The organism is Kitasatospora sp. NPDC059817, assembly GCF_042731835.1.
In the GTDB taxonomy this organism is placed as follows: Bacteria; Actinomycetota; Actinomycetes; order Streptomycetales; family Streptomycetaceae; genus Kitasatospora.
The window spans coordinates 1-22,679 of record NZ_JBHWIR010000009.1 but is presented as its reverse complement, the minus strand read 5'-3'; the positions used below and the strand labels follow the sequence as shown (position 1 = coordinate 22,679).

The 22,679-nt window shown below is 74.0% G+C and carries 17 protein-coding genes; 7 read left to right on the top strand and 10 right to left on the bottom strand.

Annotated elements, in window-relative coordinates:
* Positions 1-159: 159 nt before the first annotated feature.
* A complete protein-coding gene (gene miaB, locus ACFV61_RS03365) occupies positions 160-1,662 on the bottom strand; it encodes a tRNA (N6-isopentenyl adenosine(37)-C2)-methylthiotransferase MiaB (RefSeq protein WP_279634927.1) in 1,503 nt (500 codons plus the stop codon).
* A gap of 85 nt (positions 1,663-1,747) precedes the next feature.
* Between miaB and ACFV61_RS03360 the strand changes: the two genes are divergently transcribed.
* Positions 1,748-2,767: a TAXI family TRAP transporter solute-binding subunit gene (locus tag ACFV61_RS03360; RefSeq protein ID WP_380489839.1), complete on the top strand. Its 1,020-nt coding sequence runs from the start codon at positions 1,748-1,750 to the stop codon at positions 2,765-2,767.
* Between the two features lie 91 nt (positions 2,768-2,858).
* On the opposite strand, the gene ACFV61_RS03355 is transcribed toward ACFV61_RS03360, so the two are convergent.
* Together ACFV61_RS03355 and ACFV61_RS03350 are read right to left on the bottom strand one after the other, a co-directional pair.
* Positions 2,859-4,289: a HAMP domain-containing sensor histidine kinase gene (locus ACFV61_RS03355; protein WP_063349331.1), complete on the bottom strand. Its 1,431-nt coding sequence runs from the start codon at positions 4,287-4,289 to the stop codon at positions 2,859-2,861.
* Between the two features lie 6 nt (positions 4,290-4,295).
* On the bottom strand, positions 4,296-5,051 hold the full coding sequence (locus ACFV61_RS03350; protein ID WP_350880177.1) for a response regulator transcription factor: 756 nt from the start codon (positions 5,049-5,051) through the stop codon (positions 4,296-4,298).
* A 371-nt stretch (positions 5,052-5,422) separates the two neighbouring features.
* Between ACFV61_RS03350 and ACFV61_RS03345 the strand changes: the two genes are divergently transcribed.
* From ACFV61_RS03345 to ACFV61_RS03325, 5 genes are all read left to right on the top strand, one after another.
* Positions 5,423-6,196, top strand: a complete 774-nt coding sequence (locus tag ACFV61_RS03345; protein ID WP_380377596.1) for an amino acid ABC transporter ATP-binding protein — start codon at positions 5,423-5,425, stop codon at positions 6,194-6,196.
* Between the two features lie 120 nt (positions 6,197-6,316).
* The gene (locus ACFV61_RS03340; protein WP_380336426.1) at positions 6,317-7,219 is read left to right on the top strand and encodes a glutamate ABC transporter substrate-binding protein; all 903 of its coding nucleotides are present in this window, start codon (positions 6,317-6,319) and stop codon (positions 7,217-7,219) included.
* A 55-nt stretch (positions 7,220-7,274) separates the two neighbouring features.
* On the top strand, positions 7,275-7,925 hold the full coding sequence (locus ACFV61_RS03335; protein ID WP_063349327.1) for an amino acid ABC transporter permease: 651 nt from the start codon (positions 7,275-7,277) through the stop codon (positions 7,923-7,925).
* The gene (locus tag ACFV61_RS03330) at positions 7,922-8,773 is read left to right on the top strand and encodes an amino acid ABC transporter permease (protein ID WP_380489836.1); all 852 of its coding nucleotides are present in this window, start codon (positions 7,922-7,924) and stop codon (positions 8,771-8,773) included. Before ACFV61_RS03335 ends, ACFV61_RS03330 begins: the two co-directional genes overlap by 4 nt.
* A 122-nt stretch (positions 8,774-8,895) precedes the next feature.
* A complete protein-coding gene (locus ACFV61_RS03325; protein ID WP_063349325.1) occupies positions 8,896-10,644 on the top strand; it encodes an FAD-dependent monooxygenase in 1,749 nt (582 codons plus the stop codon).
* A 76-nt stretch (positions 10,645-10,720) separates the two neighbouring features.
* Here ACFV61_RS03325 and rny read toward each other — a convergent pair whose 3' ends face one another.
* The 7 genes from rny to ACFV61_RS03290 form a co-directional block, all read right to left on the bottom strand.
* Positions 10,721-12,190, bottom strand: coding sequence for a ribonuclease Y (gene rny, locus ACFV61_RS03320; RefSeq protein ID WP_380489834.1), 1,470 nt, complete (start codon positions 12,188-12,190; stop codon positions 10,721-10,723).
* A 156-nt stretch (positions 12,191-12,346) separates the two neighbouring features.
* On the bottom strand, positions 12,347-13,435 hold the full coding sequence (gene recX, locus ACFV61_RS03315; protein ID WP_380489832.1) for a recombination regulator RecX: 1,089 nt from the start codon (positions 13,433-13,435) through the stop codon (positions 12,347-12,349).
* Positions 13,436-13,439: 4 nt separating this feature from the next.
* Positions 13,440-14,558, bottom strand: coding sequence for a recombinase RecA (recA, locus tag ACFV61_RS03310; RefSeq protein WP_063349323.1), 1,119 nt, complete (start codon positions 14,556-14,558; stop codon positions 13,440-13,442).
* Between the two features lie 177 nt (positions 14,559-14,735).
* Positions 14,736-15,992, bottom strand: a complete 1,257-nt coding sequence (locus ACFV61_RS03305; RefSeq protein ID WP_380336445.1) for an AI-2E family transporter — start codon at positions 15,990-15,992, stop codon at positions 14,736-14,738.
* 84 nt (positions 15,993-16,076) lie between these two features.
* A complete protein-coding gene (locus tag ACFV61_RS03300) occupies positions 16,077-16,271 on the bottom strand; it encodes a DUF3046 domain-containing protein (RefSeq protein ID WP_063349322.1) in 195 nt (64 codons plus the stop codon).
* Positions 16,268-16,858: a GNAT family N-acetyltransferase gene (locus ACFV61_RS03295; protein WP_380489830.1), complete on the bottom strand. Its 591-nt coding sequence runs from the start codon at positions 16,856-16,858 to the stop codon at positions 16,268-16,270. The genes ACFV61_RS03300 and ACFV61_RS03295 overlap by 4 nt, the downstream gene beginning before the upstream one ends.
* A gap of 53 nt (positions 16,859-16,911) precedes the next feature.
* Positions 16,912-18,489, bottom strand: a complete 1,578-nt coding sequence (locus ACFV61_RS03290; protein ID WP_380489828.1) for a S8 family serine peptidase — start codon at positions 18,487-18,489, stop codon at positions 16,912-16,914.
* 172 nt (positions 18,490-18,661) lie between these two features.
* Between ACFV61_RS03290 and ACFV61_RS03285 the strand changes: the two genes are divergently transcribed.
* A partial coding sequence (locus ACFV61_RS03285) for an ATP-dependent helicase (protein WP_380489826.1) occupies positions 18,662-22,679 on the top strand: 4,018 nt, incomplete at its 3' end.

The following is a 22,679-nucleotide window of genomic DNA, read 5'->3' as shown; positions in this document are numbered from 1 at the left end:
GCCCCCGGGGGCCTCACCCCACATGCCGTACACCCACCCCACCCCGCGCGGGCCGCCCCGCCCGACATCCCCCCCCGGCCGCCCCCCCGTTCGAGGAGCAGGCCCCGTTCGAGGAGCAGGCCCCGTTCGAGAAGCAGGCCCCGTTCGAGGAGTGGGCCGTCAGTCGCCGCAGCAGGCCCCGCCCGCCGGAGCGGCCAGGGGCAGCGCGGCCGGGGCACCGATGCCCGGCAGGCCGAGCATCACCCCGGCCGGCTTGGCCGCGGGCTTGGCCTGGCGCTTCTCCCAGGCGTCGCCGGCCCGGGTGCGGCGCACCGCGAGCGACGGGCCCTCGGCGAGCAGGTGGTGCGGGGCGGCGTAGGTGATCTCGACGGTCACCACGTCGCCCGGACGCACCGGCTCCGTCGGCCTGCTGAAGTGCACCAGCCGGTTGTCGGGGGCGCGGCCGGAGAGCCGGTCGGTCTTGTCGTCCTTCTTGCCCTCGCCCTCGGCGACCAGGATCTCCAGGACGCGGCCGACCTGCTTCTTGTTCTCCTCCCAGGAGATCTCCTCCTGGAGGGCGATCAGCCGGTCGTAGCGGGCCTGCACGACGGCCTTCGGCACCTGGTCCGCCATCTCGGCGGCCGGGGTGCCGGGGCGCTTGGAGTACTGGAAGGTGAAGGCGTTGGTGAAGCGGGCCTCGCGGACGGCGTGCATCGTCTGCTCGAAGTCCTCCTCGGTCTCGCCGGGGAAGCCCACGATGATGTCGGTGGAGATCGCCGCGTCCGGCATGGCCTCGCGGACCTTCCGGATGATCCCGAGGAAGCGCTCCTGGCGGTAGGAGCGGCGCATCGCCTTGAGGACGGTGTCGGAGCCGGACTGCAGCGGCATGTGCAGCTGGTGCATCACGTTCGGCGTCTCGGCCATCGCGGCGATCACGTCGTCGGTGAAGTCGCGCGGGTGCGGCGAGGTGAAGCGGATCCGCTCCAGGCCCTCGATCTGGCCGGCGGCGCGCAGCAGCTTGGAGAAGGCCTCGCGGTCGCCCAGGTCGGAGCCGTAGGCGTTGACGTTCTGGCCGAGCAGGGTCACCTCGATGACGCCCTCGTCCACCAGCGCCTCGATCTCGGCGAGGACGTCGCCGGGGCGGCGGTCCTCCTCCTTGCCGCGCAGCGCGGGGACGATGCAGAAGGTGCAGGTGTTGTTGCAGCCGACGGAGATGGCGACCCACGCGGCGTACGCGGACTCGCGGCGGGTCGGCAGGGTGGAGGGGAAGGTCTCCAGCGACTCCAGGATCTCGACCTGGGCCTTGCGCTCGACCGCGGCCCGCTCCAGCAGCGCCGGCAGGTGGCCGATGTTGTGGGTGCCGAACACCACGTCGACCCAGGGGGCCTTGCGGACGATGGTGTCGCGGTCCTTCTGGGCGAGGCAGCCGCCGACGGCGATCTGCATGCCCTTGTGGCGGGTCTTGACCGGCGCCAGCTGCCCGAGGTTGCCGTACAGCTTGTTGTCGGCGTTCTCCCGCACCGCGCAGGTGTTGAACACGACCAGGTCCGGGTCGCCCTCCTGCCCGGCCTTGACGTAACCCGCGTCCTCCAGCAGGCCGGACAGCCGCTCGGAGTCGTGGACGTTCATCTGGCAGCCGTACGTGACGACCTTGTAGCTCTTCAATCCGCTCTCACCGCTCACCAGACCAGGGTACGGGCAGCCGCGAAGCGCTTTTCCCCCACCGTTTCCCCTCCCGTTCCGGCGGAGCGCCTGGCAGTATCCCTGCATGACCCCCACCACCCCGTCCCGTCTCGGCGCCGCCGTCCGCACCGCGGCCCGCAGCCCGCTGTGGCGGACGGTGCTGGTGCTGGTGCTGCTGGTCGCGGGGCTGGGCGGCTGGTGGCTGTCGGCGGGCCGCTCGCCCGGCTACCCGCGCGGCGAGACGCGTTTCGCGACCGGCGTGCAGCGCGGCGTCTACGACCGGTACGGGCAGTTGCTGGAGGCCCACGTCGCCAAGGCCATGCCGGAGGTGCGGCTGGCCCTGGACAACACCGAGGGCTCGATCGACAACCTGGCCCGGGTGACCAGCGGCCAGGACGACTTCGCGATCGCCACCGCCGACGCCGTCGCCGACTACCAGGGCCCGGGCAAGGACCGGCTGCGGGCGATCGCACGGCTGTACGACGACTACCTCCAGCTGATCGTCCCGTCCTCCTCGACGGTGCACCGCACGGCCGACCTCAAGGGGCTGCGGGTCGGCGTGGGCCTGCCGCAGTCCGGGGTGAACCTGGTGACCAGGCGGCTGCTGGCCGCGGCCGGCCTGGACCCGGACCACGACATCGTCCCGGTGTCGGCGGGCGTCGGCGACGCCGCCGACCAGCTGCGCGAGAACAAGCTCGACGCCTTCTTCTGGTCCGGCGGCCTGCCGACCAGCGCCCTCACCGACCTGTCCGACCACATGCGGATGCGGGTCGTGCCGCTGGGGGACCTCGCCGGGGCCATCCACAAGATGGAGGGCGGCGGCACCGACGCCTACCGGGCGGCCACCATGCCCAAGGGCACCTACCCGAACGCCGACCCCAAGGACGCCGTCGCCACCGTGGCCGTGCCCAACCTGCTGATCACCCGGGACGACGTGGACCCGGGCCTGGTCGAGGGCATGACCAGGGCGGTGATCGACAGCCGCGACCAGATCGGCTCCCAGGTGCACGCCGCCCAGTTGGTCGACCTGCGCACCGCCGTCTACACCGACCCGCTCCCGCTGCACGAGGGCGCGGCCCGCTACTACCGCTCGGTGAAGCCCTGAAGGTGAAGCCCTGAAGGTGGAGCCCTGAGATCCACCGCTCGGTGAAGCCCGGAAGCCCGGAAACCGTACGGGCGCTGCGGGCCCGTACGGGCTACCGCTTCTCCGGCCGCGGCACCGTCAGCGTCACCGCGAGCCCGGTCGGCTCGACCGGGGCGAAGGCGAGCGAACCGCCGCCCGCCGCCAGCAGGGTGCGGGCGATCGACAGGCCGAGCCCGGAGCCGTCCACGTTCTGGTGCCGCGGGCTGCGCCAGAAGCGGTCCCCGGCGCGGGGCAGCTCGTCCTCGGCGAGGCCGGGCCCGGCGTCCGTGACGGTCACCGCGACCTCGTCCCGGCGCACCGAGACCTTCAGCCGCACCCCGCTGCCGGCCGGGCCGAACTTGAGCGCGTTGTCCAGCACGGCGTCCAGGGCGGAGCCGAAGCCGATCGGGTCCGCCATGCCGACGGCGAGCGCCGGGCCCTCCCAGCTCAGCTCGATCCCGCGCTGCTCGGCGACCGGCCGCCAGGCGTCGACCCGGGCCAGGGTGAGCGCGGCGAGGTCGGTCTGCTCGGGTTCGGGGCGGGCGTGCTCGGCGGTGGCCAGGCCGAGCAGGTCGTCCAGCACCCGGGCCAGCCTGACGCCCTCCTCCCGGACGCCGCCGAGCTCCTCCTCGTGCCCCTCGGGCAGTTCCAGCCCGAGCACCTCGACCCGCAGCAGCAGGGCCGCCAGCGGGTTGCGCAGCTGGTGCGAGGCGTCCGCGACGAAGGCCTTCTGCTGGTCCATGGCGAGCACCACGTGGTCGGCCATCTCGTTGAACGAGCGGGCCAGCCGTTGCAGCTCGGGCGGCCCGCCGCCGGGCGCGACCCGGGCGGCCATCCGGCCGGTGGCGATGTCGTGGGTGGCCCGGTCGAGGGTGCGGACCGGGCGCAGCACCCACTCGGTGAGCCGGCCGGCCAGCAGCACCGCGACGATCATCGCGGCGGCCTCGCCGGCGCCGATCACCAGCCAGCTGTGCAGGATCCGGGTGCGCAGCGCCCCGGTGGGGGACTCGCTGAGCACCACCGCGACCACGTCGCCGTCGCGCACCACCGGGGTGGCGACGGTCAGGGTGCGGTCGTCGGTCCACGGCCAGACCTGGGGCGGGTTGTGGCTGCGCCGCCCGTCCAGCGCCTCCTGGAAGGCCTGCGCGCCCCAACCGCGGGGCACCCGCCAGTCGGCGGGGGCGGCGGCGATCGGCACGCCGTCGCGCTGGAAGATGCCCAGCCGCACGCCGTACAGGTCGTGGTAGCGGCGGACCTCGGCGTCGATCGCGCGCCGGCGGCTGACGTCGCCGGGGGCGGGCTCCGGGTCGCCCTTGAGCGCGGACTCCACCGCCGAGGGGCCGGAGGTGGGCAGGTCCTGGGCGAAGCGGGCGGCGTCGTCGAGCCGGTCGACGACCACCCTGCTCTGCTCGGCCGCCGCGACCGCCGCCGCGAGCGGCAGCCCCAGGGCGGCCAGGACGCAGAGCATGAGGGCGATCAGGATGCCGAGCAGGCGGGTGCGCACGTGCGGTCAGCGCTCCGCGGGGGCGGGCGGGGCCGGGTCCGCGGCGGGCGCCGGGGACTCCGGGATCAGGCGGTAGCCGACGCCGCGGACGGCCTCGACCAGGCCGGGCAGCGCGAGCTTGTTGCGCAGCGAGCCGATGTGCACCTCCAGGGTGCGCCCGTTGCCCTCCCAGCCGCTGCGCCAGACCTCGCTGAAGATCTGCTCGCGCCGGTAGACCACGCCGGGGCTCTGGGCGAGCAGGGCGAGCAGGTCGAACTCCTTGCGGGTGAGCGGCACGTCCCGGCCGTCCACGCTGACCCGGCGGCGCTCCCGGTCGATCCGGATGCCGCGGGACTCCAGCGGGCCGCGCTGCTGCGGGACGGCGTCGGGCGCGGGCACCGCCACCGAGGCGGGGGCGGCGCCGCGGCGGGCCACCGCGTGGATGCGGGCGAGCAGCTCGCCCATGTCGTAGGGCTTGGTGACGTAGTCGTCGGCGCCCAGGTTGAGGCCGTGGATCCGGGAGCGGATGTCGGCGCGGGCGGTGACCATGATCACCGGGACGCCGCTGCCGGCCCTGATCCGGCTGCACACCTCGAAGCCGTCGCGGTCGGGCAGCCCGAGGTCGAGCAGCACCACCCGGTACGGGTCGTTTCCGTCCGGCACCAGGGCGTCCAACGCCTCGTGCCCGCTGCGGGCGTGCCGGACCTGGAAGCCGTGCCGGCCCAGTACCGCGACCAGCGCGGCGGCCACGCGTTCGTCGTCCTCGACGAGCAGCAATCGCATCCTGTTCTCCTCCTTCCCCCACCTGATCGCCGGGACCGCCTGGTCGGGCCCCGGTCCTGCGCAGTATGAGCCAGTGGGCGGCCCGGCGCCAGGCTCGGTCGCCCGACGGCTGCCACGGGGCGGGGCGCGCCGGCGCGGACGCCAGCTGTCACATGCCCCGTTGGCGCCCCGGCGAACAGCCCGCGAGCAGCGTGTGGCCGTTTCGTGATCCTCAAGTTCCGCTCAGATCGGCTGACGGCACGTCGTCATCACTCCTATGGTCGGCCCACCGGGGGCTGCGGCTCCGCCGGTCGCGGCTCCCGGATTTCGTACCACCATTGCCGCCCAAGGGAGTTCAGACTTTCACGGGCCGACACGAGGGAGCAGGCGCGATGGCCGAGAATCCGGTCGAGGACTCCACCCCTGCAGCCGCCCCCCTGGTCGTGCTGAGCAGCGTGAACAAGCACTACGGAGCGCTGCACGTCCTGCAGGACATCGACCTGAAGATCGTCCAGGGCGAGGTCGTGGTCCTGATCGGGCCGTCCGGCTCCGGCAAGTCGACGCTCTGCCGGACGATCAACCGGCTGGAGACCATCGACTCCGGCACGATCACCATCGACGGCCGCCCGCTGCCCGACGAGGGCAAGGAGCTGGCCCGGCTGCGCGCCGAGGTCGGCATGGTGTTCCAGAGCTTCAACCTGTTCGCGCACAAGACGGTGCTGGAGAACGTCGTCATCGGCCAGGTCAAGGTGCGCGGGATCGCCCGGGCGCAGGCCGAGAAGACCGCCCGCGGGCTGCTGGAGCGGGTCGGCGTCGGCGCGCAGGCGGACAAAGTCCCCGCCCAGCTCTCCGGCGGCCAGCAGCAGCGCGTGGCGATCGCCCGGGCGCTGGCGATGAAGCCCAAGGTGATGCTCTTCGACGAGCCCACCTCGGCCCTCGACCCGGAGATGGTCAACGAGGTGCTGGAGGTCATGCGCCAGCTGGCCGCCGACGGCATGACGATGGTCGTGGTCACCCACGAGATGGGTTTCGCCCGCTCCGCCGCCAACCGCGTGCTGTTCATGGCCGACGGCCGGATCGTCGAGCAGAACACCCCGGACGCCTTCTTCACCGCGCCGCGTTCCGACCGTGCCAAGGACTTCCTCTCGAAGATCCTCCACCACTGACGCTTCGAGACGACGCGGGGCCGCCGCCGGCAAGGACGCCGGGCGGCCCTGCCCGTGCACGCACCTTCCAGACGCCAGAGCCCGGTTAGCCGTGGCCCAGCTCCCAGGAGAACAACCCTCATGAGGACTCGTCGCACCCTCGCCGTCGCGCTCTGTGCCGTCGCGCTCACCGCCACCGCCGCCTGCGGCAAGGACGGCTCCCCCGGCGCCACCGCCGCGAGCAGCGGCAACGCCCCGGCGCTGCCCACCTACACGGTCAAGACCGACGTCAAGATCGACTCGGCGATCCTCGCCGAGGCGAAGAAGCGCGGCCAGCTGATCATCGGCGCCAAGGCCGACCAGCCGGGACTGGGCTTCGAGGACGTCGCCAGCGGCGACCGCAGCGGCTTCGACATCGAGATCGCCAAGATGGTCGCCGCCGACCTCGGCTTCAGCCCGCAGCAGATCAAGTGGCAGACGCTGGTCTCCTCGCAGCGCGAGCCGGCCATCGCCAAGGGCCAGATCGACTTCTACGTCGGCACCTACAGCATCAACGACGAGCGCAAGAAGACGGTCTCCTTCGCCGGCCCGTACTACATCGCCGGTCAGGACTTCCTGGTGAAGGCCGACAACACCTCGATCACCGGCCCGGAGAGCGTCGGCGGCAAGAACGTCTGCACCGCCACCGGCTCCACCTCGATCAAGAACATCCAGCAGTACAACCCGAAGATCACGCAGTTCGACACCTACTCGGCCTGCGTCGAGAAGCTGCTGTCCGGCGAGGTCGACGCGGTCACCACCGACGACGCGATCCTCAAGGGCTACGCCTCCAAGTACGCCCCCAAGCTCAAGGTGGTCGGCAAGCCGTTCACCAAGGAGAACTACGGCGTCGGTCTCAACAAGGACGACGCGGTCCTGCGCAACGCCATCAGCGACGCGCTCAAGGCCCACGAGGACAACGGCGACTGGAAGAAGGCCTACGACGCGACCCTGGGCGCGTCCGGCTCCGCCGCGCCGGCCGTGCCGGCCCTCGAACGCTACTGATCCGGTCCACGCCCGACCATCCGTCCTGACCATCTGATGAGAGGAGGGCCGCCGGATGGGGTTCCTGTTCGAGCAGGACAACTTCGCGTTGTTCCGCGACGGCTTCCTGCAGACGATCGAGCTGAGCGCGCTCAGCGCCCTGCTCGCCCTGCTGCTGGGCACCCTGCTGGCGGCCTTCCGGGTCTCCCCGGTGCCGGTCCTGCGTGCCTTCGGCACCACCTGGGTCACGCTGTTCCGCAACACGCCGCTGACCCTGCTGTTCTTCGCCGTCACCTTCGGCCTGCCGCCGCTCGGGGTGCACTTCAGCCACCTCACCTTCGCGGTGCTGGCGCTCGGCGGCTACACCGCCTCGTTCGTCTGCGAGGTGATCCGCTCGGGCATCAACACCGTGCCGCTCGGGCAGGCCGAGGCGGCCCGCAGCCTCGGCATGAGCTTCGGTCAGACCCTCACCCTGATCATCCTGCCGCAGGCCACCCGGACCGTCCTGGCCCCGCTGAGCAGTGTGTTCATCGCGCTGCCGAGGAACTCGGCGATCGCCGGCGCCTTCAGCGTCAGCGAGCTCTACAGCGTGCAGCAGACCCTCTCCGAGCGCGGCTACGCGATCTTCGGGATCTTCTTCTGGGTGGCCTGCGCCTACCTGGTGATCAGTGCCACGGTCGCCACGCTGTTCCGCGTCCTGGAATCCCGACTGGCGGTGGCCCGATGAGCAACCTCTTCACCCGCACCCCCACGGCCAGCGTCCTCTACGACGCCCCCGGCCCGCGGGCCCGCACCCGGTACCAGCTGTTCGGGGTGCTGGCGCTGATCGGCGTCGCCGCCCTGCTCCAGTACGTCTTCACCGCGCTCTCCGACAACGGCCAGTTCGACCCTCATCTGTGGGACGCGTTCCAGTACAACACCGTCCAGCAACGCATCGCAGACGGCCTGCTCTCCACCCTGGAGGCCTTCGGCCTGGCCGCGCTGTTCTCGCTCACCCTGGGCGGCCTGCTCGCCGCCGGACAGCTCTCCGACCACAAGCCGGTCCGCTGGGCGGCCGTCGGCTTCGTCCAGTTCTTCCGGGCGATGCCGCTGCTGATCCTGATCGTCGCGCTCTACTACGCGTTCTTCGCGAAGGAGCCGATGTGGGCGCTTGTCATCGGCCTCACCCTCTACAACGGCTCGGTGCAGGCCGAGATCATCCGCAGCGGCGTCAACGCCGTCCCGCGTGGCCAGGCCGAGGCGGCCTACGCGCTCGGCATGCGCAAGACCCAGGTGATGGCCGGCATTCTGGTGCCGCAGGCGATCCGCTCGATGCTGCCCACGATGATCGGCCAGCTGGTCGTCACCCTGAAGGACACCTCGCTCGGCTTCGTCATCACCTTCAACGAGCTGCTGTTCGTCGGCAAGGCGATCGCCAGCCAGCCGATCAACGCCGCGGGCTTCCCCTACATCCCCGTGGTGCTGGTGATCGGTCCGATCTACATCGCCATGTGCCTGCTGCTGACCGCCCTCGCCCGGTGGATCGAAGCGCGCGGCCGTCGCGGCGCGAACCGGCGCACTTCAGCTGCTGCTTGACGCACACGCAGGTGAACTGTTGCATTGCTCTTCGTGACACCTCCCGGGAGCATCCACGCGGCATATGCGGCAGCGGTAACTGACGCCGGCCCATCGGCCGGTTCGTGCCCGGAGGTCACCGCATGGACCCGGTGATCGTGGTCGGGGCCGGACCGGTCGGTCTGGCCCTGGCCCTCGCCCTCGCCCGGCACGAGGTGCCGACCATCGTCCTGGACGAGGGCTCCGGGCTCTGCCCCGAGGGCCCGCGCAGCGTCGTCCTCGGGGCCGACACCGCCGCCTTCCTCACCCGGATCGGCTACCCGCGGGCCGTCTCGGACTCCGCCCTCTGGGACTCCTTCACCGTCTGGCGCCGCCGCCAGGAGGTCCTGCGGATCGACCTCACCGACTCCCCCGCCTTCCACCTGCCCCAGCACCGCCTCCAGCGCGGCCTGCGCGACGCCCTCACCGGCACCCCGCTGGTCCGGCTGGTCCCGCTGAGCCGGGTCGTCGAACTCGAACAGGACCGCGACGGCGTCAGCGTCCGCACCCACGGCACCCAGGACGGCTCCAGCACCTGGTGGCGCGGCAGCCACCTGGTCGGCTGCGACGGCGCCAGATCCGCCGTCCGCAAGCTCCTGAAGATCCGCTTCCCCGGCCGCCCCGCCGTCGACCGCAACGCCATCGCCACCGTCCGGGTCGACCTGCCCTTCCACGAGGCCCGGCTGCACCGCGAGCCCCCGTGGCGCGGCGACCGCGAGGCCTCCGCCCGCCCGCTGCCGGACGGCGTCTGGCGGCTCGACTGGCGGCTGCCCCCCGGACGGCCCGCCCCCACCGAAACCGTCGACCCTCACGCCACCTGGCCCGGCGTCGTCACCGGCGACACCCTGCTCACCCGGGTCACCGCCACCCTCACCGGCTGGTGCGGCGAACTCCCCCGCTTCGACCTGCTCGCCGCCGCCGACCACACCGCCCAGCAGCGCCTCGCCGCCCGGTTCCGCAGCGGCCGCTGCTTCCTCGCCGGCGACGCCGCCCACCTGCACGGCGCGCTCGGCATGCAGAACCTGGCCGACGGGCTGCGCGACGCCGACAACCTCGCCTGGCGGCTCTCCCTCGCCTGGCACCTCCACTCCGGCGGCCCGCAACCCGGCGGCTCCCTGCTGGACGGCTACGAGGCCGAACGGCGCGGCGCGGTCGGCGCCCGGCTACGCGCCGTCGACCAGTCCATGCCGCTGCTGCGCCCGCTGCGCGGCTGGCAGCAGACCCGGCGCTCGCTGCTGGTCGGCGGCTTCCGCAAGCACGCACCGCTGCTCGCCGACGGACAGCTCGGCACCGGCCGCTTCGGCGGCGCGCCCGCCTACCCGGCCGCGCCCTCGGGCGTCCCCGGCCGGGTACCGGTCCAACGCGGCGCCCGCGGCACCACCTCGCTCAGCGAACTGCTGCCGGCCACCGCCCCCGGCGTGCTCGTCCCGGACCTGCCGGTGCTCGCCGCCGACGGCACCCCGGACCACCTGCACGCCCGGCTCGGTGTCACCTTCCTGCTGCTGCTGGTCGCCCCCGGCACCGCCGTGTGGTCCGCCGAGCACTGGCTGGGCGCCGGCCTGATGCCCCGGCTCGCCGAGGTCGCCGCCGCGCTGCCGGTGCCCGCCGAAGTGCTGGTCACCGAGGAGTACCCGGAGGCCGGGCCGCACACCGTGCTGCTGATCCGGCCGGACGGGCACCTGGTCGGCGCCACCCAGGGCGCCGCCGCCGAGGACCTGCTGGCGCTCGCCGACCGCGCCCGGGGCGGGCCGGCCCCGCTCGCCGGCGCACCCGAACCCGAGCCCGACCAGAGCCCAGCGCCGGAGCCCGCCGCCCGCCAGGCGCCCCAGCAGGTGGACTCCCCCAGCGCGTAGGGCCCTGGCGCGAGCCCCGGGCGTGCACCCCTGGCGCGGGCCCCGGGCGTGCGCCGGACAGGGCCCAACTCTTGGCCTAACTCGCCACCGCGATGGCCCGACTTTCCCGGACCACCGTCACCCGGATCTGGCCCGGATAGGTCAGCTCCTCGGAGACCTGCCGGGCGACCTCCCGGGCGATCAGCTGCGCCCCGAGGTCGTCCACCTCCTCCGGCCGCACCATCACCCGCACCTCGCGCCCCGCCTGCATCGCGTACACCTCGGCCACGCCCTTGTGCGCGCGGGCGATCTCCTCCAGCCGCGCCAGCCGCCGCACGTACACCTCCAGCGACTCCTTGCGCGCCCCGGGCCGCCCGCCCGAACAGGCGTCCGCGGCCTGCGTGAGCACGGCCTCCACGGTGCGCGGCTCCACCTCGCCGTGGTGCGCGGCGATCGCATGCACCACCTCCGGGGACTCCCCGTGCCGGCGGGCGAAGTCCGCGCCGACCGCCGCGTGGCTGCCCTCGACCTCGTGGGTGAGCGCCTTGCCGATGTCGTGCAGCAGCGCCGACCGCCGCACCGGCTCCGGGGCCACCCCGAGCTCGGCGGCCATCATCCCGGCCAGGTGCGCGGACTCCAGCAGGTGCCCGAGCACGTTCTGCCCGTACGAGACCCGGTAGCGCAGACTGCCCAGGGTGCGGACGAGCTCGGGGTGCATCCCGCCGACCCGGGCGTCCAGCAGGGCGTCCTCACCGGCCCGGACGCAGCACTGCTCGACCTCCTCGCGGCTGCGCTCGTGGACGTGTTCGATCCGGGTCGGGTGGATCCGGCCGTCCTCGACCAGTTGTTCCAGGGTGAGCCGGGCGGTCTCCCGGCGGACCGGGTCGAAGCAGGAGAGCTGCACCGTCGCGGGGGTGTCGTCGATGATCAGGTTGACGCCGGTGACCGCCTCGAAGGCACGGATGTTGCGGCCTTCGCGGCCGATGATCCGGCCTTTCATGTCCTCGCTCGGCAGCCGGAAGACGGTGACCGCCGTCTCGGCGGTCTGCACCGACGCCAGCCGCTGGATCACCCCGGCGAGGATGCCTCGGGCCCGGCGCTCGCCCTCCTCCCTGGCCTCGCGCTCGATCTCCCGGACCGTGACCGCGGCCTCCCGCCGGGCCGTGGTCGCGGCCTCGCGCAGGAGTTCGGCGCGGGCCTGCTCGGCGGAGAGTCCGCCGGCCCGCTCCAGCACCGCCACCCGGCGGGTCACCAGCGCCTCGGCCTCGCCCCGGGTGCGCTCCAGTTCGGCGGAGCGCGCGGCGAGTTCGTCCTCCCTGGTCCGGACCCGGCGCAGCTCCTCGGCCAACTGCTCCTCGCGCCGGGCGAGTTCGGCCCGCTGCCGGGAGGTCTGCTGCTCGGCCCAGCCGCGGACGCGCTCGGCCTCGACGCCGGCGCGCCGCTGGGCGGCCCGGAGCCGCTTGGCCAGCAGCCCGACCAGGACGGCGAGGAGCAGCAGGACGACGCCGGCCGACCCGGCGAGTGGCAGCAGGGAGGCGTCCGGTCCGGTGCCCGCAGAGATCCTCATGCCGCCCACTCCCCGTCACCGCTGTCCGCCGCCCGGCGTGGACCGCCGTCCGGAAGCGCCCCCGCACTGAGTGCGAGGCTAGGTGCGGGTCACGAAACGGTCAAGACTCGACCTGGACTGGACCAAGAAGCGTACGCAATGGCTACCGGACGGCCACTAGTCCCTCCCGGTTCCTGACGGTTCGCCCGGCTCCTCCTCGTCCAGCGCGCTCCGCACCACCCGGAACGCCAGCCCCTCGGAGTAGCCGCGCCGGGCCAGCACGCCGACCAGCCGCCGCATCCGGACCTGCGGGTCCAGCCCCCGGGTGGACCGCAGCTTGCGGTCGACCAGCGCCCGGGCGGCCTCGGTCTCGTCGTCGTGGTCGAGCTGGGCGACGGCCTGTTCGACCAGGTCCGCGGCCACCCCCTTGGTGCGCAGTTCCTGGGCCAGCGCCCGCCGGGACAGGCCCCGGACGGCGTGCCGGGACTCCACCCAGGCCGCGGCGAAGGCCGCGTCGTCGATCAGCCCGACCTCTTCGAGCCGGGTGAGCACCTCGTCGGCGACGTCGTCCGGGATCTCCCGCTTGCGCAGGGCGTCGGCGAGCTGTTTGCGGCTCTTGGCGGCGCCGGTGAGCAGCCGCAGGCAGATGTCGCGGGCGCGGGTCTCGGGATCGGCCGTCTCCTCGGCCCCGGCCCGCTTCCGCCCGGTTCGGCCGGTACGGGCGGAGGGGTCGTGCGCGTCGCCCGGAGCGCCTGTCTCGTCCGAGGCGTGCCCGGCGGAGCGCCCGGCCGCAGCGCGCCGCCCACGACGCGCGCCGAGACCGGTGTGCGGGGCCGGGGCGGTCACACCCCCGTGACCGACCGCCCCGGCCTCGCTCCGGTCCTCGCCGGCCGCCGCGGAGCCGGCCTCGTCGAACTCCTCGGCCGCCAGTGCCGAGCGCCGCCTGCGGCGGCCGGTGGGCAGTTCTGAGGCGGAGACCAGCCCGAGCTCGCCGACCGACGGCTCCGCCGGTGCCGGCCCGGGCGCCGCGCCGCGCACCGCCCGGGCCGGCTCCCGGTCGAACTCCGGCTCCGAACCGGATGCCCACTGTGCGGCGGAGGACCGCTCCCGCCGCCGCCCCTTCCGGGACTGCGACCGCGCCCGGGGCGTCGCCTCGAACGGCGGCTCCGGCTCCCCCTCCACGGCGGCGAACCAGTCCGGCGGCCCGTAGTCGTCGCCGTCCGGACCCGCCGGGCCGCCCTCACCCACTGCGTCGTGCTGCGTCAACGGTTCAGGCCTTGGCGGCCGCCGCCGTCTTCTTCGCCGCGGCCGTCTTGGCGGCGGTCGCGGTGATCGGCTTCGCGGCGCCGTCGGCGGCAGCAGCCGCCGCCTCGCCCTCGGCCGGCTCCTCGGTCTTCGGGCCGATGCCGAGCTTGCCCTTGATCTTCCGCTCGATCTCGTCGGCGAGCTGCGGGTTGTCCCGCAGGAAGTTGCGGGCGTTCTCCTTGCCCTGGCCGAGCTGGTCGCCCTCGTAGGTGTACCAGGCACCGGACTTGCGGATGAAGCCGTGCTCGACGCCCATGTCGATCAGGCCGCCCTCGCGGCTGATGCCGATGCCGTAGAGGATGTCGAACTCGGCCTGCTTGAACGGCGCGGCGACCTTGTTCTTGACCACCTTGACGCGGGTGCGGTTGCCGACCGCCTCAGTGCCGTCCTTCAGGGTCTCGATCCGGCGGATGTCCAGCCGGACCGAGGCGTAGAACTTCAGCGCCCGGCCACCGGTCGTGGTCTCCGGCGAGCCGAACATGACGCCGATCTTCTCGCGCAGCTGGTTGATGAACACCGCCGTGGTGCCCGACTGGTTCAGCGCACCGGCGATCTTGCGCAGCGCCTGGCTCATCAGCCGGGCCTGCAGACCGACGTGCGAGTCACCCATCTCGCCCTCGATCTCCGCACGCGGGACGAGCGCCGCGACCGAGTCGATGATGATCAGGTCGACAGCGCCGGAGCGGATCAGCATGTCCGTGATCTCCAGCGCCTGCTCACCGGTGTCCGGCTGGCTGACCAGCAGGGCGTCGGTGTCCACGCCGAGCTTCTTGGCGTACTCGGGATCGAGCGCGTGCTCCGCGTCGACGAAGGCGACCGTGCCGCCGGCCCGCTGGGCGTTGGCCGCCAGGTGCAGGGTCAGGGTGGTCTTGCCGGAGGACTCGGGGCCGTAGATCTCGACCACCCGGCCGCGCGGGATACCGCCGACACCGAGGGCGACGTCCAGGGCGGTGGACCCGGTGGGGATCACGTCGATCGGCTCGTTGGCCTTCTCGCCCAGGCGCATCACCGAGCCCTTGCCGAACTGCCGCTCGATCTGAGCGAGTGCGTTCTCAAGGGCCTTCTCGCGGTCCGTACCTGCCATGGCTTCCACCCTCGGGTTCTGTGCTGTGCGCTTCATCGTCCTCGACGCTAGCGCGTCCCACTGACAAACGAGCCCGACCCGGCTCCGCCTGTGGAAAACTCCTCGCCGGAGAGTACAGAGAACAAATGTTCGATTCAAGCTTCGCACGTCCGAACGGTGCCACCACCACCGGCCGGGTCACCTCCCGTCGCCGCCGACCATCCGCCGCAGCCGCCGCGCCGCCTCCCGGCGCAGCTCCCGCCGGGCCCGCCGCTGCTCGCCCCGGTCGATCCGCGGGTCGGTGGCCACCTCGTACCGCCGCACGTACGTCCCGACGAAGCCCTGCAAGGTGGCCGCCGCCGGGATGGCGATCAGCGCGCCCACCGCGCCGAGCAGCGCCGCGCCCGCGATCACCGCGCCGAACGCGACCGCCGGGTGCACGTCCACCGTCCGCGCGGTGATCCTCGGGTGCAACAGGTAGTTCTCGACCTGCTGGTAGACCACCACGAAGATCAGCACCCAGAGCGCGTCCACCGGCTGCACGGTGAGCGCCACCAGCACCGGCAGCGCGCCGGCCAGGTACGTCCCGATGGTCGGCACGAACTGCGACATGACGCCGACCCAGACCGCCAGCGCGGCCGCGTACGGCAGGTCGAGCAGCGCGAACATCACCCAGTGCCCGGCCGCGGAGACCACCGCGAGCAGCGCCCGGGAGTACAGGTAGCCGCCGGTCTTGGCGAGGGCGATCTCCCAGGCCCGCAGCACCTCGCCCTGCTTGGCGGGCGGCAGCATCGAGCAGACCGTCCGGCGGACCCGCGGGCCCTCGGCGGTGAAGTAGAAGGTGAACAGCCCGACCGTGAAGGCCTGGAAGAGCCCGCCGATCACGGTGGAGGAGAGGCCCCAGACGTTGTCGGCGGCCTGCTGGGCGTAGCTCTCGATCGCGCCGGAGTCCTTGAGCAGCTTCTTCTGCAGCTCGCCCAGCGACAGGTCCTGATGGAACGTCCGGTTCACCCAGTTGATCAGGTTGTCGACCAGGTGCGGCAGGTCCCCGGCGATCTTCGCGACCTGATCGACCAGCAGCGTGCCGAGCGCCGCGAGGAACCCGATCACCGCGATCCCCACCGCGACGAACACCAGGAAGGTGCCGATCCCGCGACGCACCCCGCGCGCCGCCATCCGGTCGACGGCCGGCTCCAGCGCCAGCGAGAGGAAGAAGGCCACCAGCAGCATCACGAAGAGGTCGATCAGCTGGTGGAAGGCCCAGTCGGCGAGCTGGAACAGCCCGACCAGCACCAGGGCCAGCACCATCGCCCGGGGCAGCCAGCGCGGCATCCCGCCACCCCAGAGGCCGCCGGCCTCGCCCTCCGGCAGCCGCGGTTCGGGCGGCGGGCCCGGAGCCTCGTCGGCGACCCGCGCCGTCCTGTCCGAATTCTGTGCTTCTGCGCTGCTTGTCACTCCGACAGTCTCACCCATCCCCCGGAGCCGCCCGAGCACCGGGCACCCCGCCGGGGCGGGGTCGGTCCCGCGGGCGGGCGGTGGTCAGCGCAGCACGCCGGAGACGCCCTGGGTCTCGCAGACCACCCGCCAGACGTCCTTGGCCTCCCAGCCCGACTCCAGCGCCTGCCGCACCGTCCGCCCGCCGAGTTCGCTCATCACATGGTCGGAGGCGAAGGACTCCGCGTACGTCTCCCCGAAGTGTGCGTGCATCCGTCGCCAGAACTCCGTCAGCCTCATGGCTCCAGTATCCCGGACCGCGCGGCGCCGTCCCGGGCCCGCCACTGCCCGGCCGTCAGCGCGTACTCGACCTCGCCGTGCTCGCTGCCGGGGATCGCCTCCGGGTAGTCCTCGTGGAAGGTGCGGACGAACGACAGCCCGGTCTTCTCCATGACCCGCCGCGAGCCCGCGTTGACCGTCATCGTGTACGCCACCACCCGCCGCACGCCCAGTGCGGTGAAGCCGCGGCGGACCAGCGCCCGCGCCCCCTCCGTCGCGTACCCGAGCCCCCAGGCGGCCCGGCGCAGGCGGTACCCCAGCTCGACCTCGGAGCGGTCGCCCTCCCGCGTCGGCCGGAACTCGAACCAGCCCAGGAAGGCCCCGCCGGCCCGCTCCTCGGCCGCCCACCAGCCGAGGTCGCCGTACCGCCGGTAGTGCGCGAGGTACAGCGGCAGCAGTTCGCCCTCGACCTGCTCCCGCGCGGTCGGCCGCCCGCCGGTGAGGTGGCGCATCACCTCCGGGTCGCCGTCCAGTTCGACCAGGTGGTCGACGTCCGCTGCGGTGAAGCGGCGCAGCACCAGCCGCTCGGTGGTGAGGAAGACGGTCACGCCCCGATCCTCACCGACCCGCCCGGGCGGCGTCACCCGGTTTTCCGCCCGCCTCAGCGCGGCAGCGCGAGCAGCCCGGCACCGAAGTACTGCCGGGCCCCGCAGGCGTACGGCCCGGGTGGGCAGGCGGCCGCCGCGGTGCCGGCGAGCAGGGCGGCGAGCGGGCCGGAGCCGTAGTCCGGGTGCAGGGCGGCGGCCACCGCGACCGCGCCGGTGACGTGCGCCGCCGCCATCGAGGTGCCGGCCAGTGCCGCGTACTGCCCGCCCGGCCAGTCGGAGACGATCGCGCCCTGCGGCCCGCTGTCCGGGTCGCCGCCGGGGGCGGCCAGCGAGACCCGGCCGCGGCCGTAGTTCGAATAGCCGGACGGGCGGCCGTCCCGGTTGACGGCGGTGACGGTGACGACGCCGGGCAGTTCGCCGGGCAGCCGGATGCACTCGGTGCCCAGGTAGCGGGAGCGGGCCGGGCCGGAGACGCGGTCGTTGGGGCTGCGCTCGTCCGTCCGGGTGGCGCCGAGGTCCTGCCCGTCGTTGCCCGCCGAGGCGACCACGACGGCACCCTTGCGCTGGGCGTAGCCGGAGGCCCGGCCGACGGCGGCGATCAGCGCGGCCTGGTCCTGGTCCTCCGGGCAGTTGTACTTCCACGGGTCGGCGAAGTAGCTGTTGTTGATCGCCTTGGCGCCGTGGTCGGCGGCCCAGAGCATGCCGCAGACGATGTTCTCGGCGTAGTACTGGCCGAGCGGTCCGAGCAGCCGGACGGCGGCGATCCGCACGCCCGGCGCGACCCCGGTGATGCCGTGGCCGTCCCGGGTGGCGCCGACGATCCCGGCGACGTGGGTGCCGTGGCCGCTCTCGCTGACCCCGGGGTCGGGCCGCCAGGAGCCGGAGCGGGCGTCGGGCCGGCCGTCGGCGCAGGAGACGGAGGCCTTCGGGTCGACGGCGGCGCGCAGGTCGGGGTGGGTGTCGTCGACGCCGGAGTCGAGCACCGCGACCAGCACCTTGTGCAGTGCGTCGGCGGTCGGCGCGCCGGCGGGACCGCGGATCCCGGTGGAGGTGTCGCCGGCCCGGGCGCCGGCGCCGCCGAGCATGGCGAGGTTCCACGGGTCGCCCTCGCTCGGGTCGGGCACCGTGACGGTGCCGCCGTCCTCCCGGTCGGTGCTGTCGCGCCGGGCGCTGTCGGTGCTGCGACGGGCGTGATCGGTGCTGCTGCGGCCGGCGCGGTCGGCGCGGTCGGTACCGGCGGCGAAGTCCCCGGCGCCGTCCAGCAGGCGGGGCGGGGCGACCACCGGTTCGGTCCGGGTGGTGCCGACGGCGGCGATCCCGGGCCGGGCCCGCAGCGTGCCCGCGAAGCCGCCGGTGGCGTACGCCAGGACGGCCCCGATCTGCGGGTACTCCTGGACCACCTGCCCGCCCGCCGCCCGGCTCTCGGCCCCGGCCAGGGCGGCCCCGGCGGCGTCCTCCTGCTCGGCGAGCACCAGGTAGCTGAGGTAGGGCCGGCCGGATCCGGAGACGTACGGGACGGCGCCGCCGACCACGAGTGCGGTGAGCAGCATCGCGAGCAGCGCCCGGGCGGGCCCGCGGACGCGGCGGCGGGCGGCACGGGCGGGACCGCCGGACGGGTTCACCTGCGCCATCGCACGGTCTCCGCTCGTCGGTCCGGTGGGTCGGGGGTGGGTCACTGGCCTGATTCATCACCATATGAGCGGATTTGCCTTTTTGCTCCTTTAACTACACCCATGCTCACCACACCCGTGCGACCTCCGCTCCCCCACCCCGGTTGTCGGTGCCACCCGGCACCATGGGGGCATGGCGCCCCCGCACCCGACCCCGCCGAACGACGACCCCCTGGCCGGATTCGCCCCGACCACCCGGGCCTGGTTCACCGGCGCCTTCTCCGCCCCCACCACCGCCCAGGCCGAGGCCTGGCGCGCCATCCGGCAGGACACCGACGTCCTGGTGGTCGCCCCCACCGGCTCCGGCAAGACGCTCGCCGCCTTCCTCTCCGCCCTGGACCGGCTGAGCAGCACCCCGCCCCCGGCGGACCCCAAGCGCCGCTGCCGGGTCCTGTACGTGTCACCGCTCAAGGCCCTCGCGGTGGACGTCGAGCGCAACCTGCGCGCCCCGCTGACCGGCCTGCGCCAGGCCGCCGTCCGGCTCGGCCTGCCCGAGCCCGAGGTCCAGGTCGCCACCCGTTCCGGCGACACCCCCGCCGCCGACCGCCGCCGCTTCGCCACCCACCCGCCGGACATCCTGATCACCACCCCCGAGTCGCTGTTCCTGCTGCTCACCTCCGCCTCCCGGGAGGCGCTGCGCGGCGTCGACACGGTGATCCTCGACGAGGTGCACGCCGTCGCCGGCACCAAGCGCGGCGCCCACCTCGCGCTCAGCCTGGAGCGGCTGGACGAACTGCTGGAGCGCCCGGCCCGCCGGATCGGCCTGTCCGCGACCGTCCGCCCGGTCGAGGAGGTGGCCCGCTACCTCAGCCCGCAGCGCGGCGCCGTCGTCGTCCAGCCCGCCGCCGCCAAGGAGTTCGACCTGTCGGTGGTCGTCCCCGTCCCCGACCTGGACGACCTGCCCGCGGCCCCGGCCACCGGCGCCTCCTCCGACGCCGACCCGCAGCGGCAGGCGTCGATCTGGCCGCACGTCGAGGAGCGGATCGTCGACCTGGTGCAGGCGCACCGCTCGACCATCGTCTTCGCCAACTCCCGCCGCCTCGCCGAGCGCCTGTGCAACCGGCTGAACGAGATCGCCCTCGAACGGGCCACCGGTGAGCCGCTGCCCGAGGCGCACTCCCCCGCCCAGCTGATGGCCGAGTCCGGCGTCGCCAAGGGCGCCCCGCCGGTCATCGCGCGCGCCCACCACGGCTCGGTCTCCAAGGAGCAGCGGGCGCTGGTCGAGGAGGAGTTGAAGGCCGGCCGGCTGCCCGCCGTGGTCGCCACCTCCAGCCTGGAACTGGGCATCGACATGGGCGCCGTCGAGCTGGTCGTCCAGGTCGAGTCCCCGCCCTCGGTCGCCTCCGGCCTGCAACGGGTCGGCCGGGCCGGCCACCAGGTCGGCGCCGTCTCCACCGGCGTCTTCTTCCCCAAGTACCGCGGGGACCTGGTGCAGTCCGCCGTGGTCACCGAGCGGATGCGGGCCGGCCGGATCGAAGCGCTGCGCGTCCCGCGCAACCCGCTGGACGTGCTCGCCCAGCAACTGGTCGCGATGACGGCACTGGACGCCTGGCCGGTGGACGACCTGCTCACCGTGGTCCGCCGCGCCGCGCCCTTCGCCACCCTCCCGCAGTCCGCCTTCGAGGCCGTGCTCGACATGCTGGCCGGCCGCTACCCCTCCGATGCCTTCGCCGAGTTGCGCCCCCGGGTGGTCTGGGACCGGGTGGCCGGCACCGTGACCGGCCGCCCCGGCGCCCAGCGGCTCGCCGTCACCTCCGGCGGCACCATCCCCGACCGCGGCCTGTTCGGCGTCTTCATCGCCGGCGCCGACCCTAAAAAAGGCGGCGGCCGGGTCGGAGAGCTCGACGAGGAGATGGTCTACGAGTCCCGCGTCGGCGACGTGTTCACCCTCGGCACCACCTCCTGGCGGATCCAGGAGATCACCCACGACAAGGTGCTGGTCACCCCCGCCCCCGGCGTGCCCGGCCGGCTCCCGTTCTGGAAGGGCGACACCCTCGGCCGCCCGCTCGAACTCGGCCGCGCCCTCGGCGCGTTCACCCGCGAGCTGGGCGCCCTGCAGCCCGCGGCCGCCACCGCCCGGCTGCACCGGGCCGGCCTGGACGACTGGGCCGCCGCCAACCTGCTCGACTACCTCGCCCAGCAGCGCGCCGCCACCGGCCACCTCCCGGACGACCGCACCATCGTCGTCGAGCGCTTCCGGGACGAGCTCGGCGACTGGCGGATCGTCATCCACTCCCCCTTCGGCGCCCAGGTGCACGCCCCCTGGGCGCTCGCGCTCGGCGCCCGGCTGCGCGAGAAACACGGCCTCGACCCCCAGGTCATGCACGCCGACGACGGCATCGTGCTGCGCCTGCCGGACGCCGACCTCCTCGCCACCGACTTCGACTTCACCAGCCCCCCGGAGCGGTCCGGTTCGGACGAGGCCCCGGTCGGCGCCGACGCCGCCCTGTTCGACGCCGCCGAGATCGAGCAGCTGGTCACCGACCAGGTCGGCGGCTCCGCCCTGTTCGCCTCCCGCTTCCGCGAGTGCGCCGGCCGTGCCCTGCTGCTCCCGCGCCGCAGCCCCGGCCGCCGCACCCCGCTCTGGCAGCAGCGCCAACGCGCCGCCCAACTGCTCGAAGTCGCCTCCGAGTACGGCTCGTTCCCGATCGTCCTGGAGGCCGTCCGCGAGTGCCTCCAGGACGTCTTCGACGTGCCGGGCCTGGTCGAGCTGATGGGCGACCTCGAATCCCGCGCCGTCCGCCTGGTCGAGGTCACCACCCCCGAGCCCTCGCCCTTCGCCCGCTCCCTCCTGTTCGGCTACGTCGCCCAGTTCCTCTACGAGGGGGACTCCCCGCTCGCCGAGCGCCGCGCCGCCGCCCTCTCGCTCGACTCCCGGCTGCTGTCCGAACTCCTCGGCCAGGCCGAGCTGAGCGAACTGCTCGACCCGCAGGTGCTCGCCGAGTTGGAGGCCGAGCTCCAGCGCCTCACCCCCGAGCGCCGGATCAAGGACGCCGAGGGCGTCGCCGACGCGCTGCGCCTGCTCGGCCCGCTCACCGAGGCCGAGCTGGCGGCCCGCGGCGCCGAGCCGCTCTGGGCCCTGGAGTTGGAGGCCGCCCGCCGGGTGATCCAGGTCCGGATCGCCGGCGAGCGGCGCTGGTCCGCCGTCGAGGACGCCGGGCGGCTGCGCGACGCGCTCGGCACCCCGCTGCCGGTCGGCGTCCCCGAGGCCTTCACCGAGCCGGTCAAGGATCCGCTGGGCGACCTGCTCGCCCGCTACGCCCGCACCCACGGCCCGTTCGCCGCCGCCGAGGCGGCCGCCCGCTTCGGCCTCGGCACCGCCGTCGTCACCGGCACCCTGCACCGGCTCACCGCCGCCGGCCGCCTGGTCCAGGGCCAGTTCCGCCCACCCGTCGCCCGCCGGCCCCCTTCTCCGGAGGCGCTAGGCGCCACTCCTCCCGACCACACCACCACCGAGTGGTGCGACGCCGAGGTCCTGCGCCGGCTGCGCCGCCGCTCGCTGGCAGCCCTGCGCCAGGAGGTCGAACCCGTCCCGCCGCGCGCCCTGGCCGCGTTCCTCCCGCAGTGGCAGCACCTGGCCGGCCACCGGCTGAGCGGCCCGGACGGCCTGCTCCGGGTGGTCGAACAGCTCCAGGGCACCGCCCTGCCCGCCTCCGCCCTGGAGAAGCTGATCCTCCCGGCCCGGCTCACCGGCTACTCCCCCGGCCTGCTGGACGAGTTGACGGCGGCCGGCGAGATCGGCTGGTGCGGGGCCGGCGCGCTGCCCGGCAAGGACGGCTGGCTCAGCCTGCACCTGGCCGAGCACGCCCACCTGCTGCGCCCCGAGCCCGTCCCGCCCGCGCTCACCCCCGTGCACAGCGCGCTGCTGGCGGCGCTGGCCGGCGGCTACGGCCTGTTCTTCCGCCAGTTGGTCCAGCAGCTGCCGGAGGAGACCCCGGAGCCGGAGATCGTCGAGGCACTCTGGGACCTCGTCTGGGCCGGGTACGTCACCAACGACACCCTCGCCCCGCTGCGCGCCCTGCTCGGCTCCGGCCGGACGGCCGGTGCCACCGCCCACCGCGCGCCCCGGGCGACCCCGCGCGGCCGCTACGGCGGCGCCGGCCGCGCCTTCGGCCGGGTCGGCGGCGCGCTGCGCGGCGGCCCGCCGACGG

Bases quoted from the DNA above. Each gene is read 5' to 3' on its own strand.
- ACFV61_RS03360 (WP_380489839.1), top strand. From the start codon at position 1,748: ATGACCCCCACCACCCCGTCCCGTCTCGGCGCCGCCGTCCGCACCGCG.
- ACFV61_RS03350 (WP_350880177.1), bottom strand. From the start codon at position 5,051: ATGCGATTGCTGCTCGTCGAGGACGACGAACGCGTGGCCGCCGCGCTG.
- ACFV61_RS03345 (WP_380377596.1), top strand. From the start codon at position 5,423: ATGGCCGAGAATCCGGTCGAGGACTCCACCCCTGCAGCCGCCCCCCTG.
- ACFV61_RS03340 (WP_380336426.1), top strand. From the start codon at position 6,317: ATGAGGACTCGTCGCACCCTCGCCGTCGCGCTCTGTGCCGTCGCGCTC.
- ACFV61_RS03335 (WP_063349327.1), top strand. From the start codon at position 7,275: ATGGGGTTCCTGTTCGAGCAGGACAACTTCGCGTTGTTCCGCGACGGC.
- ACFV61_RS03330 (WP_380489836.1), top strand. From the start codon at position 7,922: ATGAGCAACCTCTTCACCCGCACCCCCACGGCCAGCGTCCTCTACGAC.
- ACFV61_RS03325 (WP_063349325.1), top strand. From the start codon at position 8,896: ATGGACCCGGTGATCGTGGTCGGGGCCGGACCGGTCGGTCTGGCCCTG.
- rny (WP_380489834.1), bottom strand. From the start codon at position 12,190: ATGAGGATCTCTGCGGGCACCGGACCGGACGCCTCCCTGCTGCCACTC.
- recA (WP_063349323.1), bottom strand. From the start codon at position 14,558: ATGGCAGGTACGGACCGCGAGAAGGCCCTTGAGAACGCACTCGCTCAG.
- ACFV61_RS03300 (WP_063349322.1), bottom strand. From the start codon at position 16,271: ATGAGGCTGACGGAGTTCTGGCGACGGATGCACGCACACTTCGGGGAG.
- ACFV61_RS03290 (WP_380489828.1), bottom strand. From the start codon at position 18,489: ATGGCGCAGGTGAACCCGTCCGGCGGTCCCGCCCGTGCCGCCCGCCGC.